General features: G+C 71.3%; 15 protein-coding genes. 11 read left to right on the top strand and 4 right to left on the bottom strand.

What is annotated here, in order from left to right:
• The first annotated feature begins 20 nt into the window (after positions 1-20).
• The 10 genes from rsmD (at position 21) to BLS97_RS21810 (ending at position 10192) form a co-directional block, all read left to right on the top strand.
• Positions 21-599 carry a 16S rRNA (guanine(966)-N(2))-methyltransferase RsmD gene (gene rsmD, locus BLS97_RS21855; protein ID WP_090480571.1) on the top strand — a complete coding sequence of 193 codons (579 nt, stop codon included), beginning with the start codon at positions 21-23 and terminating at the stop codon, positions 597-599.
• 80 nt (positions 600-679) lie between these two features.
• Entirely contained in the window at positions 680-1150 is a 471-nt protein-coding gene (gene coaD / locus BLS97_RS21850) for a pantetheine-phosphate adenylyltransferase (RefSeq protein WP_407938086.1), read from the top strand.
• A 144-nt stretch (positions 1151-1294) separates the two neighbouring features.
• Positions 1295-2026, top strand: a complete 732-nt coding sequence (locus BLS97_RS21845) for a DivIVA domain-containing protein (protein WP_090480567.1) — start codon at positions 1295-1297, stop codon at positions 2024-2026.
• Positions 2027-2222: 196 nt separating this feature from the next.
• Positions 2223-2879: a YceD family protein gene (locus tag BLS97_RS21840; protein WP_231988254.1), complete on the top strand. Its 657-nt coding sequence runs from the start codon at positions 2223-2225 to the stop codon at positions 2877-2879.
• An 11-nt stretch (positions 2880-2890) separates the two neighbouring features.
• Complete coding sequence (rpmF, locus tag BLS97_RS21835; protein ID WP_090480561.1) at positions 2891-3070, top strand: 50S ribosomal protein L32; 180 nt, start codon at positions 2891-2893, stop codon at positions 3068-3070.
• Positions 3070-3882 carry a ribonuclease III gene (gene rnc / locus BLS97_RS21830; RefSeq protein WP_172832401.1) on the top strand — a complete coding sequence of 271 codons (813 nt, stop codon included), beginning with the start codon at positions 3070-3072 and terminating at the stop codon, positions 3880-3882. Before rpmF ends, rnc begins: the two co-directional genes overlap by 1 nt.
• On the top strand, positions 3875-4741 hold the full coding sequence (mutM, locus tag BLS97_RS21825) for a bifunctional DNA-formamidopyrimidine glycosylase/DNA-(apurinic or apyrimidinic site) lyase (RefSeq protein ID WP_090480558.1): 867 nt from the start codon (positions 3875-3877) through the stop codon (positions 4739-4741). Before rnc ends, mutM begins: the two co-directional genes overlap by 8 nt.
• Complete coding sequence (locus BLS97_RS21820) at positions 4738-5028, top strand: acylphosphatase (protein WP_090480554.1); 291 nt, start codon at positions 4738-4740, stop codon at positions 5026-5028. Before mutM ends, BLS97_RS21820 begins: the two co-directional genes overlap by 4 nt.
• A gap of 70 nt (positions 5029-5098) precedes the next feature.
• Positions 5099-8764: a chromosome segregation protein SMC gene (gene smc / locus BLS97_RS21815; RefSeq protein ID WP_090480551.1), complete on the top strand. Its 3666-nt coding sequence runs from the start codon at positions 5099-5101 to the stop codon at positions 8762-8764.
• A gap of 69 nt (positions 8765-8833) precedes the next feature.
• On the top strand, positions 8834-10192 hold the full coding sequence (locus tag BLS97_RS21810) for a serpin family protein (protein ID WP_090480547.1): 1359 nt from the start codon (positions 8834-8836) through the stop codon (positions 10190-10192).
• An 11-nt stretch (positions 10193-10203) separates the two neighbouring features.
• Here the strand turns inward: BLS97_RS21810 and BLS97_RS21805 are convergent, their stop codons facing one another.
• Entirely contained in the window at positions 10204-10488 is a 285-nt protein-coding gene (locus tag BLS97_RS21805) for a YciI family protein (protein WP_090480541.1), read from the bottom strand.
• Between the two features lie 107 nt (positions 10489-10595).
• Here BLS97_RS21805 and BLS97_RS21800 point away from each other — a divergent pair, with 107 nt between their 5' ends.
• Positions 10596-11309: a maleylpyruvate isomerase family mycothiol-dependent enzyme gene (locus tag BLS97_RS21800; protein ID WP_157695616.1), complete on the top strand. Its 714-nt coding sequence runs from the start codon at positions 10596-10598 to the stop codon at positions 11307-11309.
• Between the two features lie 3 nt (positions 11310-11312).
• Here the strand turns inward: BLS97_RS21800 and BLS97_RS21795 are convergent, their stop codons facing one another.
• Genes BLS97_RS21795 through BLS97_RS21785 form a run of 3 tightly spaced genes read right to left on the bottom strand, consistent with a single transcriptional unit; the run spans position 11313 to position 13776 of the window.
• Positions 11313-12245, bottom strand: coding sequence for a PfkB family carbohydrate kinase (locus BLS97_RS21795; RefSeq protein WP_090480534.1), 933 nt, complete (start codon positions 12243-12245; stop codon positions 11313-11315).
• Positions 12242-13237, bottom strand: a complete 996-nt coding sequence (locus BLS97_RS21790; protein WP_090482901.1) for an ADP-ribosylglycohydrolase family protein — start codon at positions 13235-13237, stop codon at positions 12242-12244. The genes BLS97_RS21795 and BLS97_RS21790 overlap by 4 nt, the downstream gene beginning before the upstream one ends.
• Positions 13234-13776, bottom strand: coding sequence for a cysteine hydrolase family protein (locus BLS97_RS21785; protein ID WP_090482898.1), 543 nt, complete (start codon positions 13774-13776; stop codon positions 13234-13236). Before BLS97_RS21785 ends, BLS97_RS21790 begins: the two co-directional genes overlap by 4 nt.
• Position 13777 lies beyond the last annotated feature (1 nt).

The following is a 13777-nucleotide window of genomic DNA, read 5'->3' as shown; positions in this document are numbered from 1 at the left end:
CAGACCAGGAGCGAGACCCGATGACGCGGATCACCGCAGGCACCTACCGCGGCCGGCGGTTGCAGACGCCGCCCGGGGAGACCACCCGGCCGACCAGCGAACGGGTCAGGGAAGCGCTGGCCAACGCCCTGGTCGCCGCCGGTGGCCTGAACGGGGCGCGGGTTCTCGATCTGTACGCCGGATCGGGTGCGCTCGGCCTGGAGCTGCTCTCGCGCGGCGCCGATTCACTGGTCGCGGTCGAGCGGGAGCGGTCGGCCCTGGTCGCGCTGCGGGCGAACGTCGCCGCTCTCGGCGCCGCCGACGCCCAAGTCGTCGCGGCCGATGTGGGTGCCTTCGCGCGCACCCCGGCCGGGCGCGGCTTCGACTTCGTGGTCGCCGACCCGCCCTACGACCTCCCGACCGTCGAACTCGGTGAGATCTTCGCCGCACTGCAGGCCGGTGGCCACCTGAACCCGGGGGCCGACCTGATCGTGGAGCGCAGCAAGAGGTCGGGCGAGATGGTGTGGCCCGAGCCGCTGGTCGAAGCCAGGACGAAGAAGTACGGCGACACCCGGTTGTGCTTCGGTCGCGCGCCGGCGAACCGGAACGGCGAGTCGTGAGAGGGCCCGGAGAGAAGGACCAAGCGGGCGGGGAGGCGACGAGCGCCCGCGCGACGGACCGGAGGGCCCCGACGCACGCGGTGTGTCCCGGGTCGTTCGACCCGCCGACGCTCGGGCACCTCGACGTCTTCGGCCGGGTGGCCGCCCTGTTCGACCAGGTGACGGTGGCCGTGCTGGTCAATCCGGCGAAGTCCGGGCTGTTCCCGCCGGCCGAGCGGCTCGAACTGCTCCGAGCCGTCACCGCACGGTGGCCGAACATCCAGATCGAATCGTTCTCCGGCCTGCTGGTCGACTTCTGCACCCAACGGGGCATCTCGGTGATCGTGAAGGGCCTCCGTGGGGTGTCCGACTTCGACTACGAACTGCAGATGGCGCAGATGAACGCCCGCCTGAGCGGCGTCGACACGCTGTTCCTGCCGACCGCTCCGCAGTACTCGTTCGTCTCGTCCTCCTTGGTCAAGCAGGTCGCCGGGCTGGGGGGCGACGTGTCGGGATACCTGACCCCGGAGGTGCATGCGGCGCTGGCCGCGAAGCTCGGCGCGGCTTGGTGACGAAGCGCGGCGGGATCGGTTCCCCGGTCGGCCCTGACTCCGCCCGCGTGCCTGACGTCTGATCGGGCCCTGTCTTTGGCAGACTGGCCGGGCGGGGTCTGCGCCTGATGTCGATCCCGTACGAGAAGGAGAGGTACCACCAGCGTGTATCGCGTATTCGAGGCGCTCGACGAATTGGTCACCATCGTCGAGGAGGCCCGCGGGCTGCCGATGACGGCTTCGTGCGTCGTGCCGCGGGGTGACGTCCTCGAACTGCTGGACGATGTCCGCGATGCGCTGCCGGGGGAGATGGACGACGCGCAGGACGTCCTCGACCACCGGGACGAAATGGTCAACGAGGCCAAGGCGACGGCCGAGAAGTCGATCGCCGACGCCGAGGCCGAGGCCTCGCGTCTGGTGCACAGCGCCCGAGCCGAGGCGCAGGCCACGGTGTCCGGCGCCCAGGCCGAGGCCGACCGGCTGGTCGACGAGGCGAGTGCCCGGGCCGAGGCCATCCTGGCCCGTGCCCAGGCCGATGCCGACCGGACTGTCCAGAACGGTCAGGATCAACACGATGCCCTGGTCTCGCGAGGCCACGGCGAGGCCGAGCGGCTGGTGGCGGCCGGGCGGGCGACGTACGAGCGGGCCATCGCGGACGGCCGCTCCGAGCAGGCCCGACTGGTATCGCAGTCCGAGGTCGTCCAGGCTGCCCACGTCGAATCGGCCAAGATCCTCGACGCCGCCCACGGCGACGTCGACCGGATGCGGGCCGATTGCGACTCCTACGTGGACGCGAAGCTGGCCGGCCTCGAGGAGACGTTGACCAAGACCCTGCGGACGGTCGGCCGCGGCCGTACCTCGCTCCGGTCGGGCGCGGTCGCCGACTACCGCGACTGAATCCACGGGGCGGGAGCCCATCGCGCCGGAACAGGGCGCGCGACGTTCGGGCGTGCACCGCACGGGATCGGTGGGCGGCCGGCGCACGAATTGGGGCCGGGGTGAACTTCGACTACTCTGGAGTGGTTGCACTCCGGGCCGCGCCCGCCGGGCAGCGGCCCGAGAATTCCTGACGTATCGACTCGAGAATCGAATGATGACCACCACCCGCCCCAACCACGCCTCGCCGTGGGTGTTCGACACCCGCCCGCTGGGGCGGCGCCCGGGCAGCATGAAGACCTATCGCGTCTCCGCACCCGTCGGTGAGCCGATGGGCATTGAGGTCATCGCCGTTCCCCGTGGGTCCGAGATCGACCTGGACATCCGCCTGGAGTCCGTCGCCGAGGGCGTTCTGGTGTCCGGGACCGCCTCCGGGACGGCCGAGGGCGAATGTGCCCGGTGCCTGACCGACATCTCGATCCCGGTCACGGCCGAGCTGCGTGAGCTCTACGCCTACCCGGACTCGACCACCGCGGCCACCACCGACGACGACGAGATCCCGCGCCTGAACGACGATCTGATCGATCTCGAACCGCTGGTCCGCGACGAGCTCGTGCTGACCCTGCCGCTGGCCCCGCTGTGCCGCCCCGACTGCGCCGGCCTGTGCTCGGAATGCGGCGAGCGGTTCGATGACCTGGAACCGGGTCACGCTCATGAGATACTTGATCCCCGGTGGGCCGATCTGGCCGCCAAGTTCGGCGTGCCCGGGCCCTCTTCGGCGCCCTTGCCCGGTGGACGTGTTGTACCGAATGGCTCGACCAGAAGCACCAGCGGAGTCGGAGATTCTGACGCCGGCTCCATCTCAAACAACTAGGAGAAGTAATCATGGCCGTTCCGAAGCGGAGACTGTCGCGCGCCAACACCCACGCGCGCCGCTCGCAGTGGAAGACCACCGTCCCCACGCTGGCGACCTGCCCGAACCGCGCCTGTGGCGCTCTGACGCCGCCGCACCAGGCGTGCACCAACTGCGGCCAGTACAAGGGCCGCCAGGTCGTCGGGGTCTGATACTCCCGGTGACCGACGGGACAGCAGCGACGGGATCGCCCGCCTCGCGCAATGCGATCACGGCGAGCAACATCCCTGACCCGCAGAAGCTTTTCAATGAGCTCGGCGTCGATCTCGACGCCGAGCTCACCGTTCTCGCGCTGACCCACCGATCGTTCGCGTACGAACACGGCGGCCTGCCGACCAACGAGCGCCTGGAATTCCTCGGCGATTCGGTGCTTGGCATCGTCGTGACGGACGCGCTCTATCGCAATCATCCGGACCTGCCCGAAGGTCGGCTGGCCAAGCTGCGCGCGTCGATCGTCAACATGCACGCGCTGGCCGGGGTCGGCCGCCGCATGGGGCTCGGCGACCTGCTGCGGCTCGGCCGTGGCGAGGAACTGACCGGTGGCCGCGACAAGGCGTCGATCGTCGCCGACGCCGTCGAAGCCGTTCTCGGCGCGGTCTACCTGCAGCACGGCCTGGAGACGGCACGCACGGTCGTGCACCGGCTGTTCGCCGATCTGATGGCCGATGCGCCGCGACTCGGCGCCGGCCTGGACTGGAAGACCTCGCTGCAGGAACTCTCGGCGGCCAGGGGACTCGGTGTCCCCGAATACCGGGTGACCGAAGAGGGGCCGGACCACGCCAAGTCGTTCGAGGCCACCGTGTTGCTCACCGGGACCCCGTACGGTCACGGGGCCGGCCGGACCAAGAAGGAAGCCGAGCAACAGGCCGCGTCGGCCGCGTTCACCGCCCTGGAAGTCGCCGGCGACGACAACGGAACTCCGACCGCGATCGCCGAAGCCGGTCCCGCCACCAACGGTGCCTGAACTGCCGGAAGTCGAGGTCGTCCGCCGCGGACTGGTCGAGCACGCCGTCGGACGACGGATCCGTGCCGTCACCGTCCTGCACGAACGGGCCATCCGTCGCCACCTGGCCGGTCGGGCCGACTTCGAGGCGGCCGTGGCCGGCCACCGCGTGATCGACATCCGCCGCCGCGGCAAGTACCTCTGGTGGGTGCTGGACGACGGGGACGCACTGCTGGCCCACCTGGGCATGAGCGGCCAGTTCCGGGTCGGGCCCACCGGAGAGCACAAGCATCCGCACCTGAGGGTGCGGTTCACGTTCGACGACGGCGGCCCGGTGATCGACTTCCTCGACCAGCGCACCTTCGGCGGAATGTCCTTCCTGCCCGGCCAGGCCGACGAGCCGGGACCGTTGGCCCACATCGCCATCGATCCACTGGACGAGCAGTACGACCTGGGCGCCACCGTGGCCCGGATCAAGGCCAAGAACACCGAGATCAAGCGAGCTCTGCTGGATCAGAGCGTGGTGTCGGGCGTCGGGAACATCTACGCCGACGAATCCCTGTGGCGGGCCCAGGTCCACTACGCGCGCTCCACCCAGGCACTCACCGGTCCGGCGATCCGCCGGGTCCTGCAAGCGGCCCGGGACGTGATGACCGAGGCGTTGTCGGTCGGCGGAACGTCGTTCGACGCGCTGTACGTCAACGTCAACGGCGACTCCGGTTACTTCGACCGGTCGCTCGCGGCGTACGGGCAGGAGGGGCGGCCCTGCCCCCGCTGCGGCACGCTGATCCGCCGGGACGCCTTCATGAACCGCTCGTCGTTCTACTGCCCGCGCTGTCAGCCCCCGCCCCGGGTGTCCGGGCGTGGCCGGGCGTCATGACCGACCAGCCCCAGGGTGCCCCGGTCCGGCTCACCGCCTTCGTACACGGCCAGGTCCAGGGGGTCGGCTTCCGCTGGTGGACCCGGGCCCGCGCCCTCGAACTGGGCCTGCGCGGAAGTGCCACCAACCTGCCCGGCGGCCGGGTGCAGGTCGTCGCCGAGGGGCCGCGCGCGGCGTGCGAGGCGTTGTTGGCCCTGCTCCGCGGGCCCGGAACCCCGGGTTCGGTGACCCTCGTGGTCGAGCAGTTCGGCGCCGCTCGCGGCGAGGCGGGGTTCGTCGAACGGTAGGAGAGGGCGGTCCGGCCGGTAATCTGGATCCCTACTCGTTCGATCGCGCACCCGAAGGGACTTCTCACTCGTGTATCTGAAGTCCCTGACGCTCAAGGGTTTCAAATCCTTCGCGTCGGCCACCACCCTGCACTTCGAGAAGGGCATCACCGCCGTCGTCGGGCCCAACGGCTCCGGCAAGTCGAACGTGGTGGACGCCATCGCCTGGGTACTCGGCGAGCAGGGCGCCAAAGCCCTGCGCGGCGGCAAGATGGAGGACGTCATCTTCGCCGGCACCGCCGACCGGCCGCCGCTGGGCCGGGCCGAGGTCACGCTGACGATCGACAACTCCGACGGCGCCCTGCCGATCGACTACAGCGAGGTCTCGATCACCCGCCGGATGTTCCGGGACGGCGGTGGCGAATACGAGATCAACGGCTCCACCTGTCGTCTGCTGGACATCCAGGAGCTGTTGTCCGACTCCGGCATCGGCCGGGAGATGCATGTCATCGTCGGGCAGGGGCAGCTCGACGCGGTCCTGCAGGCCCGTCCGGAAGACCGTCGGGCGTTCATCGAAGAGGCCGCCGGCGTCCTGAAGCACCGCAAGCGCAAGGAGAAGGCGCTCCGCAAACTCGACGCGATGCAGGCCAATCTGACCCGCCTGACGGACCTCACCGGCGAACTGCGGCGCCAGCTCAAGCCGCTCGGACGGCAGGCCGAGGTGGCCCGCCGGGCGGCCGGGGTACAGGCCGACCTGCGGGATTCCAAGCTCCGGTTGCTGGCCGACGACTACGTGACCCTGACCAACCAGATCGCGGCCGATTCGGCCGACGAGGCGGCCGCCCTGGAACACCGGACCACGGTGCAGCGCGCACTGGCCGAGGCGACCGAACAGGCCGAGGTCGCCGCTGAGGCGCTGAAGGCGGCCACTCCGGCCCTGAACGCGGCCCAGGAGACCTGGTTCGCCCTGTCCGCCCTGGCCGAACGGTTCCGCGGCACGGTGACCCTGGCCGACGAACGCAGCCGCAACCTGTCGGCACCCACCGAGGCGCCCCGCCCCGGCCGTGATCCGGACGAGCTGGACGCCGCGGCCGAGGCGGCCGAGGAAGCCCAGGCCGAGAAGGAAGAGGCGGTGGCCGCCGCCCGGGCGGAGCTGGCCGAGGCGGTGGCGCACCGCACCGAGACCGAGAACTCCCTCAAGGCGGCCGAGAACCAGCTGCTGGCGGCGACCAGGGCGATCGCCGACCGCCGCGAGGGGCTGGCCCGGCTCACCGGCCAGGTCAACGCCGCCCGTTCGCGGCAGGCCGCCGGCGGTGACGAGGTCGAACGACTGGCCACCTCGGTCGCCGAAGCCCGTGAGCGGGCGGCCGCGGCCGCCGAGCAGTTCGCCGAACTGCAGGAATCGGTCGGCGACCTGGACTCGTCCGAGGTCGGTCTGGACGAGGACCACGAGTCGGCCGAAGAGGCCATGGAGGCCGCCCGTCAACGGGTCGACGACCTCACCGACGCTCTCCGCGAGGCCCGCAGTCGCCAGACCGGCCTGCGGGCCCGGGTCGACGCGCTGTCCCTCGGCCTCGATCGCCGTGACGGCGCGGGTGCGCTCCTGTCGGCCGACCTGCCGGGTGTCCTCGGCTCGGTGGCGTCGGTGCTGGACGTCGACGCCGGATTCGAAGCCGCCGTCGCCGCGGCCCTCGGCCCGGCCGCGGACGCGGTGGCCGTGGCCGACGTGGCCCAGGCCGCGGCGTCCCTGGCTCTGCTGCGTGACGACGGCGCCGGGCGGGCCGGCCTGCTCATCGGCGGCGCTCCGGACCTGGCCGATCCGTCGACCTGGCCGTCCTTGCCGACCGGCGCCGACTGGGTCTTCGAGCACGTCAGGGTCCCCGCTGTGCTCCGAGCGGCCCTGGCCGGTGCGCTGGACCGGGTCGCCGTCGTGGACGACCTCGATGCCGCGGTACGCCTGATCGACGACCTGCCGCAGGTCAGGGCGGTCACCCGGGAGGGCGACCTGCTCGGCGCCGGGTGGGCGTTCGGCGGCAGCGCCGGCAAGCAGTCGGTGATCGAGATCCAGGCTGCCGTCGACGACGCGGAAACGGCGCTGGCCGAGGTCACCGGACAGATCGCCGACCTCGAGGCCGCGCTGTCCGGTGCCCGCACCGAGGCCGAGATGCGGGCCCGCGAGGCCCAGGCCACGCTGGCCGCGTTGCACGAGTCCGACGCCCGTCTGTCGGCCGTGTCCGAGCAACTCGGCCGGCTCGGCGAGGCGATGCGGTCGGCCAACGCCGAAGCTGAACGGCTGGAACGGCAACGGCAGGCCGCCGAGGCCTCCACCGAGGAGAACCGGGCCGCGGTCGCCGATCTCGAGGCCCGGCTGTTCGCCGCCGAGTCCGAGGAAGCCCCGGAAGAGGTCGACACCGAGGTCCGCGACGCGCTGATGGATCTGACCGCGGCCGCCCGCCAGGTCGAGGTGGAGGCCCGGCTGGCGCTGCGCACGGCGGAGGAGCGGGCTCGCGCGTCGGCCGGCGTCGCCGAGGGGCTGCGTCGTCAGGCCCGTCAGGAACGCGAGGGCCGGGCAAGGGCCCAGGCGGCCGCCGCTCGCCGGGCGACCTCCGCGGCCGTCGCAGCGAAGGTGGCCGAGGTGGGACGTCGTGCCTTGGCGGCTCTCGAGGTGTCGTTGGCCGTCGCCACCGGCGCCCGGGAACAGGCCACCGCCGAACGCGAACGCGCCGACGTGGCGCTGTCCCAGACCCGGGCCGGCGCGCGCGAACTCCAGGCCCAATGGGACGCCCTGACCGACGCCGTGCACAAGGACGAGGTGCAGCGGGCCCAGCAGACGCTCCGGGTCGAGCAGCTCGAGGCCCGCGCCGGAACCGAGTTCGGGCTCGGGGCGGAGGACCTGGTGGCCGAGTTCGGGCCCGATGTGCCGGTCCCGCCGACCGCGCTGGAGGTGACCGAGTACGAGACGGCCAAGGAACGCGGCGATGAGGTCAGCGCCCCGCAGCCGATGGCCTTCGACCGTGACACCCAGGAACGCCGGGCCAAGCGGGCCGAGCGCGACCTCAATCTGCTGGGCAAGGTGAATCCGCTGGCCCTGGAGGAATTCGCCGCCCTCGAGGAACGCCACACCTTCCTGTCCACCCAGCTGGAGGACCTCAAGTCCACCCGTCGGGATCTGCTGACCGTGGTCGGCGAGGTCGACGACAAGATCCTCGAGGTCTTCACCGCGGCTTACCACGACGTGGCCCGTGAATTCGTGACGGTGTTCGCCGAGCTGTTCCCCGGGGGCGAGGGCGAACTGATCCTGACCGACCCGTCGGACATGCTGACCACGGGCATCGAGGTGCACGCGCGGCCACCGGGCAAGAAGGTCAAACGGTTGTCGCTGCTCTCCGGCGGCGAGCGCTCGCTGACCGCGGTGGCCCTGCTGGTGTCGATCTTCCGGGCCCGGCCCAGCCCGTTCTACATCATGGACGAGGTCGAGGCGGCGCTGGACGAGGTCAACCTGACCCGGCTGGTGAAGTTGTTGACCCTCCTGCGGGATTCGTCGCAGCTGATCATCATCACGCACCAGAAGTTCACCATGGAGTCGGCCGATGCCCTCTACGGCGTCTCGATGCGTGGCGACGGCATCACCCAGGTCATCAGCCAGCGGATCCGCACCTCCGAGCCTCCGTCCCAGGTGAGCGCACCGGTGGCGCTCGCCGACGACGTGGTTGATGCTGGGGAAGACGCCGACCTGATCGAGCCGGCGCTGCCCTGACGGGTCGAAAGCTGCAACCGAACGGGCTCCGCCGTCGTCTGAGGAGGACATCCCGACAGGAGCGCTCACATGAAGCTGCATCGTGGTCTGGCCGTACCCGGTCTGGTCCTCGTTCTCGCGCTGACGGCCGGTTGCGCCGGCACATCGCCCGCCGTGCCCGGAACCGCCACCAGAGGCGGGAGCGCGCAGTCGAGTTCGGCCGGCCCGACGACGGCCCTGCCGGCCGGGCAGACCAAGGCCCTCGGGGCATCGCTGGCCCGAGGCGCGGCCGGATTGCCCGCCACCGCCGGCGCCGCCCTGGACGCATTCGGGGCCGGCTTGCTCCGGCAGCAGGCGGCCGAGAACGCCGTGCTCAGCCCGTACTCGATCTACGCCGTACTGGCGATGGCCCGGGCCGGCGCGAAAGGACAGACCGCGGCCCAGCTCGACGCCGTCCTGGGCGGCGCGGCGGCGGCGCAGGCCGGCAACGTGACCGCCGTCGACCAGGCCGTCGCGGCCGCGCTGGTGCAGGGCAAGGCACCGACCGGCGACCCGACCACTACCGACACCCGCCCCGAGGCGGTGGACGTGGCGAACTCGGTCTGGCTCTCGCCGGCCCTGCCCGTCCACCAGGACTACCTCGATTCGCTGTCCCGGGACTTCGGGGTCGGGCTGTACCAGGTGGACTACGCGGCCGATCCGGAGGCCGCGCGGAAGGCCATCAATCGGTGGGTGTCACAGCGCACGCATGCGCTGATCCCGCAGTTGCTGGCCACCGGGACGGTCGACACGACGACCGTCATCACGCTGGTCAACGCGATGTACCTGACGGCGCCCTGGCAGACGCCGTTCACCGTCGAATCGTCGCCCCTTCCGTTCACCACCGTGGGCGGGACCAAGGTCAGCGCGTCCGGCATGTCCGTCAGCGGCGATCTCGACGCGGCTCAGGGCAGCGGCTGGACCTCAGTGACCGTGCCGTATCGCGGCGGCGGGCTGGCCATGACGATCCTGCTGCCCGACGTCGGGCAGTTCGCCGCTGTCCGGGGCGCCCTGGCCACGGTCCTCCCGGCCGCCACCTCCGGATCGTCCCGGCTGGTGCAGCTGACGATGCCGAAGTTCAAGTCCAGCACCAGCCTGTCGCTGGCTCCGGCCATGGAGAAGCTGGGCGTGAAGGACATCTTCGACCCCACCGCGGCTGACATCTCAGGTATCTCCGGCCCACCGCACCGGATCTACGCGACCAACCTGGTCCACCAGGCAGTGATCACGGTGGACGAGAAGGGCACGGAGGCGGCCGCGGCGACGGCGATGACGATGAGCGCGGGCGCCGCCCAGCCCACCGAACCGCCGCTGGACGTGACGGTCGACCGGCCGTTCTTCTACGTCGTGCACGACACCACGACCGGGGCGCCGCTGTTCCTCGGCCAGGTCACCGACCCGACGAAATAGCGGGCCGCCCGCTACGCCCAGGGACCCTTGACCTGGGTCCACTCGCGGATCCGGCGGGCGCTGATCAGCTGCTGCACCTGGAACGGATCGTCGTCCAACTTCGCGGCGACCTCGCCGGCCGACGGGCCCTCGACGATGATCAGAGCGCCCGCCGGTTCGTCGCCCCACGGCCCGGTGGCCAGTGCGGTGACCGGCCCGGTCAGGGAACCGAGGAACTCCCGATGGGCCGGGCGGTGCTGGTCGCGTCCGGCATCGGACTCCTTGGCGTAGTCGTAGAGAACGGCGAAGACGGGCATGGTGGAATCTCCTTGTTGTCGCGTGGTTGTCGGATGCGATGTTGTCGGGTGCGGTGTGCCCCGACCACGACGACACAACCGTCAGCGAATCTACTTCAGGAGGGTGGATGGACCTGTCACCCGGTCTGCTCGGCACGTTCCGCGCGGAGGCCTCGGCCTTGCTCGCAGCCGTCCGCGCCGTCGACCAGGGGGCGCCGGTCCCGGCCTGTCCGGGCCTGACCGTGAACGACATCGTCCGGCACGTCGGAGGCATCTACCGATTGGTGTCGGTCTGGATCGTGCAAGGGTGCCGCCCGGAGACGATGCCGGATGCTCCGGAGGACCCGTTCGACTGGGCGGCCGAGGGGGCGGACCGCCTGCACCGCCAACTGGCCGGGCTCGATCCGGCGGCCCCCTGCGCGACCTGGTTCGCCGCGGACCGGACGGTTGGATTCTGGATACGACGGATGGCGCACGAGACCGCGGTTCACCGGGTCGACGTCATGCAGGCGGCGGGTACCGCGTGGGGGATCGATCACGAGGTGGCCGCCGACGGGCTGGACGAGGCCGTCCAGCTGTGGCTCGGTACCCAACTTGGTGCCGACGTCAACGGATCGGGTCGGGTGGTGCGGATCGGAAACCGCTGGTCCGTGCGCCTGCTGACCGGTCTGGTGGACTATCCACTGCCGTCGGTCGCCGCCGACGCGGTCGTCACCGGTGACCCCGCGTCGCTGTGGGCCTGGGCCTGGGGCCGGACCGACTCCGCCCATCCGGTCGTAATCACTGGTTCGGACGGTGCGGCGGCCGAGGTCAGGGCCGCGCTGGCCCGCGCCCAGCAATGATGATCAACCGGCGGCCAGGAACGCCGCCAGCTCGGCGGCGGCCGGGCAGGTCGCCGGGCCGGTGCGAGTCACCGAGATCGCCGCGGCCGCGTTGGCGATGCGGGCCGCTTCGGCCGGGTGCAGTCCGGCGCCGATCATGGAGATGAACACCCCGGTGTGGGTGTCGCCGGCGCCGTTGCTGTCCACCGCCGCCACAGCAAACCCCTTGACCGGCAACGGGTCCCGTCCCCGGACGGCCAGAACGCAACCGGCTGGGCCGGTGCGGACGATGACTCCGGCCCGTCCGGTTCGCCGACCGAGCCGGGCTGCGGCGGCCATCGACGTCTCGGCGTCGGTGAGCAGGCCCGCCTCACGGGCGTTGCCCGTGAACCAGTCGACCCGGGACAGGACGCGATCGAGATCGAGCGGCAGGATCTGATCGACGAGCGGGCCCGGATCGAAGAACACGGTGGTCTCCGTGGGCAGGGTCGGCAGCCAGCTGATCAGGGCGTCGGCAACGGCCGGATGCAGCAGGCTGTACCCCGAGAGGTGCACGGCATCCCGGGCAGTGACCCCCAGCCGGGCCAGATCGGCGGCATCCAGGGTGGTCTCGGCCCCGGGGCCGGTGACGAAGGTCCGCTCGCCGCCGGGATCGACCATCACCACCACCACTCCGGTGTCCGCCTCCGGCGTCGGCGATGCGGCCACCGTCACGCCCTCGGCGGCCAGCGCCGCCCGCGCGACGTCCGCGAACGGCCCGGTGCCGTGACGCCCGCCGTAGAGAACCGGCAGACCCTGACGGGCCGCGGCGGCGATCACGTTGAACCCGCCCCCCGCCGTGACCTGCGTGGTGCGCGCCAGCAGGTCACCTCCCCGCCGGGGTAGGTCGGGCACCGTCATGACGACGTCCACCACCACGTTCCCGAGGTGGACCAGACGGTCGAACGGCCGGTTCATCGGAGTGCGAGCAGAGCCGTGGCCATCGGCGTCAGGAGCAGGTGGTTCACCGTCGTCACCAGGTGGACCGCGGCGCCGGGGAATGCGGTTGACCCGTACACGGCGCCGCTCATCGCTCCGACCATGGCGGCGATGGTGTCGGTGTCACCCCCCACCGAAGCGGCGATCCGGCAGGCCAGCCAAGGGTTGTCGGCGTGGACGGCGAACACGGCGAATGCCGCCGGCACCGATTCCTGGCTGGCCAGGCTGGTGCCCACCACCTGGTCGATGCGCTGGATCAACTGCGCCGGATCGCTGTCGCGCACGAACTCGATCGCCCATTCGATCCGGGCGGCGACGTCACCGCCGGCCACCCAGTACCCCCGGTGACGGGCCATCCGCGCGGCCGCGACCGCGAGTTCGACGGCTTCGGCGACGGTCGCGCCATCGATGCCGGCGCTGACCGCGGCCGCCACGGCCGCCGCCCCGGCCAGGGCCACCCCGGTGTTGTGACTGAATGAACTGGCGGCCACCACCCGCTGTACCAGCCGCCCGAGATCGCTGACGTCGACGGTGATCCCGACCGGCGTGATGCGCATGGCCGCGCCGTTGGTGGTGCCGTTCCGGCCGGTCTCGGTCGGATCCTGCCCGGCCAGCAGGTTGGAGATCGCGGACCTGGTCGACGGGCCGAGCAGGTCGAGCGATCCGCGGGCGCGCATGTCGTTCTCCCACGACAGCAGCCGGCGGCCGAGTTCGGCCGGGTCGATCCGGCCGTTGTTCTCGATCAGCAGGCGGGCGAGCAGCAGGGCCTGTTCGGTGTCGTCGGTGATCGACCCGGCCTTGAGCCCGGCGGCCAGCGGGTGGTCCGGCGGCGCGGCGTGGAATCCGCCGACGATGTCACCGTATCGACGGACGATCAGCTCGCGGGGGAGCGACTGCGTCGGCATCCCCAGGGCATCTCCGACGGCCAGGCCGGTCAGCGCTCCCAGGGCCCGGTCCGTGGTGTCGCTCATGCCCACCGGGTGAGAACCTCGGCCGTGCTGACGATCTCGATCAGCGGCGCGTACAGGGCCATGGTGTCGAGGGCCTGGCGGTGAGTGACGTCGTTGACCCCGGCACAGGCGTCGGCCACGACCTGGACGTGCACGCCGGAGTCGGCCGCGGCCAGGGCGGTGGACAGCACGCAGCAGTCGGTCGAGACCCCGCAGAGCACCAGCTCGCCCTCGGCGTCGGCGGCCAGCTCCGGGGTCCACTTGCCGAACGTGTTGGCATCCATGGTCTTTCGGCCGGAGTGATCGATTCGCTCGTCCAGCTGGTAGAGCGGCGCGTCGTCCGGTTGCAGGGCGAACGCCCACTGCCGGTAGTAGGACACCCAGGCGCCGGTCGGCTTCTGTGGCGCGACGAACCGGGTGAACGTCACGCGGCCGTTCGCCGCCGCCACCAGTTGGTTGATCGGGTCGATCACGCCGTCGAATCCCGGGGCGGCCCAGGCGCTGTCGGATGCGCCGAAGATGTGCTGCATGTCGATCACGGCCAACCAGGGTTGCGTCATG

This window comes from Nakamurella panacisegetis (genome assembly GCF_900104535.1).
GTDB classification, from domain to species: Bacteria; Actinomycetota; Actinomycetes; order Mycobacteriales; family Nakamurellaceae; genus Nakamurella; species Nakamurella panacisegetis.
Note: the sequence above shows the minus strand (reverse complement) of the source record. Positions and strands in the feature narration are given on the sequence as shown.

Bases quoted from the DNA above. Each gene is read 5' to 3' on its own strand.
- BLS97_RS21810 (WP_090480547.1), top strand. From the start codon at position 8,834: ATGAAGCTGCATCGTGGTCTGGCCGTACCCGGTCTGGTCCTCGTTCTC.
- BLS97_RS21800 (WP_157695616.1), top strand. From the start codon at position 10,596: ATGGACCTGTCACCCGGTCTGCTCGGCACGTTCCGCGCGGAGGCCTCG.
- BLS97_RS21805 (WP_090480541.1), bottom strand. From the start codon at position 10,488: ATGCCCGTCTTCGCCGTTCTCTACGACTACGCCAAGGAGTCCGATGCC.
- BLS97_RS21790 (WP_090482901.1), bottom strand. From the start codon at position 13,237: ATGAGCGACACCACGGACCGGGCCCTGGGAGCGCTGACCGGCCTGGCC.
- BLS97_RS21795 (WP_090480534.1), bottom strand. From the start codon at position 12,245: ATGAACCGGCCGTTCGACCGTCTGGTCCACCTCGGGAACGTGGTGGTG.
- rsmD (WP_090480571.1), top strand. From the start codon at position 21: ATGACGCGGATCACCGCAGGCACCTACCGCGGCCGGCGGTTGCAGACG.
- BLS97_RS21840 (WP_231988254.1), top strand. From the start codon at position 2,223: ATGACCACCACCCGCCCCAACCACGCCTCGCCGTGGGTGTTCGACACC.
- rpmF (WP_090480561.1), top strand. From the start codon at position 2,891: ATGGCCGTTCCGAAGCGGAGACTGTCGCGCGCCAACACCCACGCGCGC.
- BLS97_RS21820 (WP_090480554.1), top strand. From the start codon at position 4,738: ATGACCGACCAGCCCCAGGGTGCCCCGGTCCGGCTCACCGCCTTCGTA.
- BLS97_RS21785 (WP_090482898.1), bottom strand. From the start codon at position 13,776: ATGACGCAACCCTGGTTGGCCGTGATCGACATGCAGCACATCTTCGGC.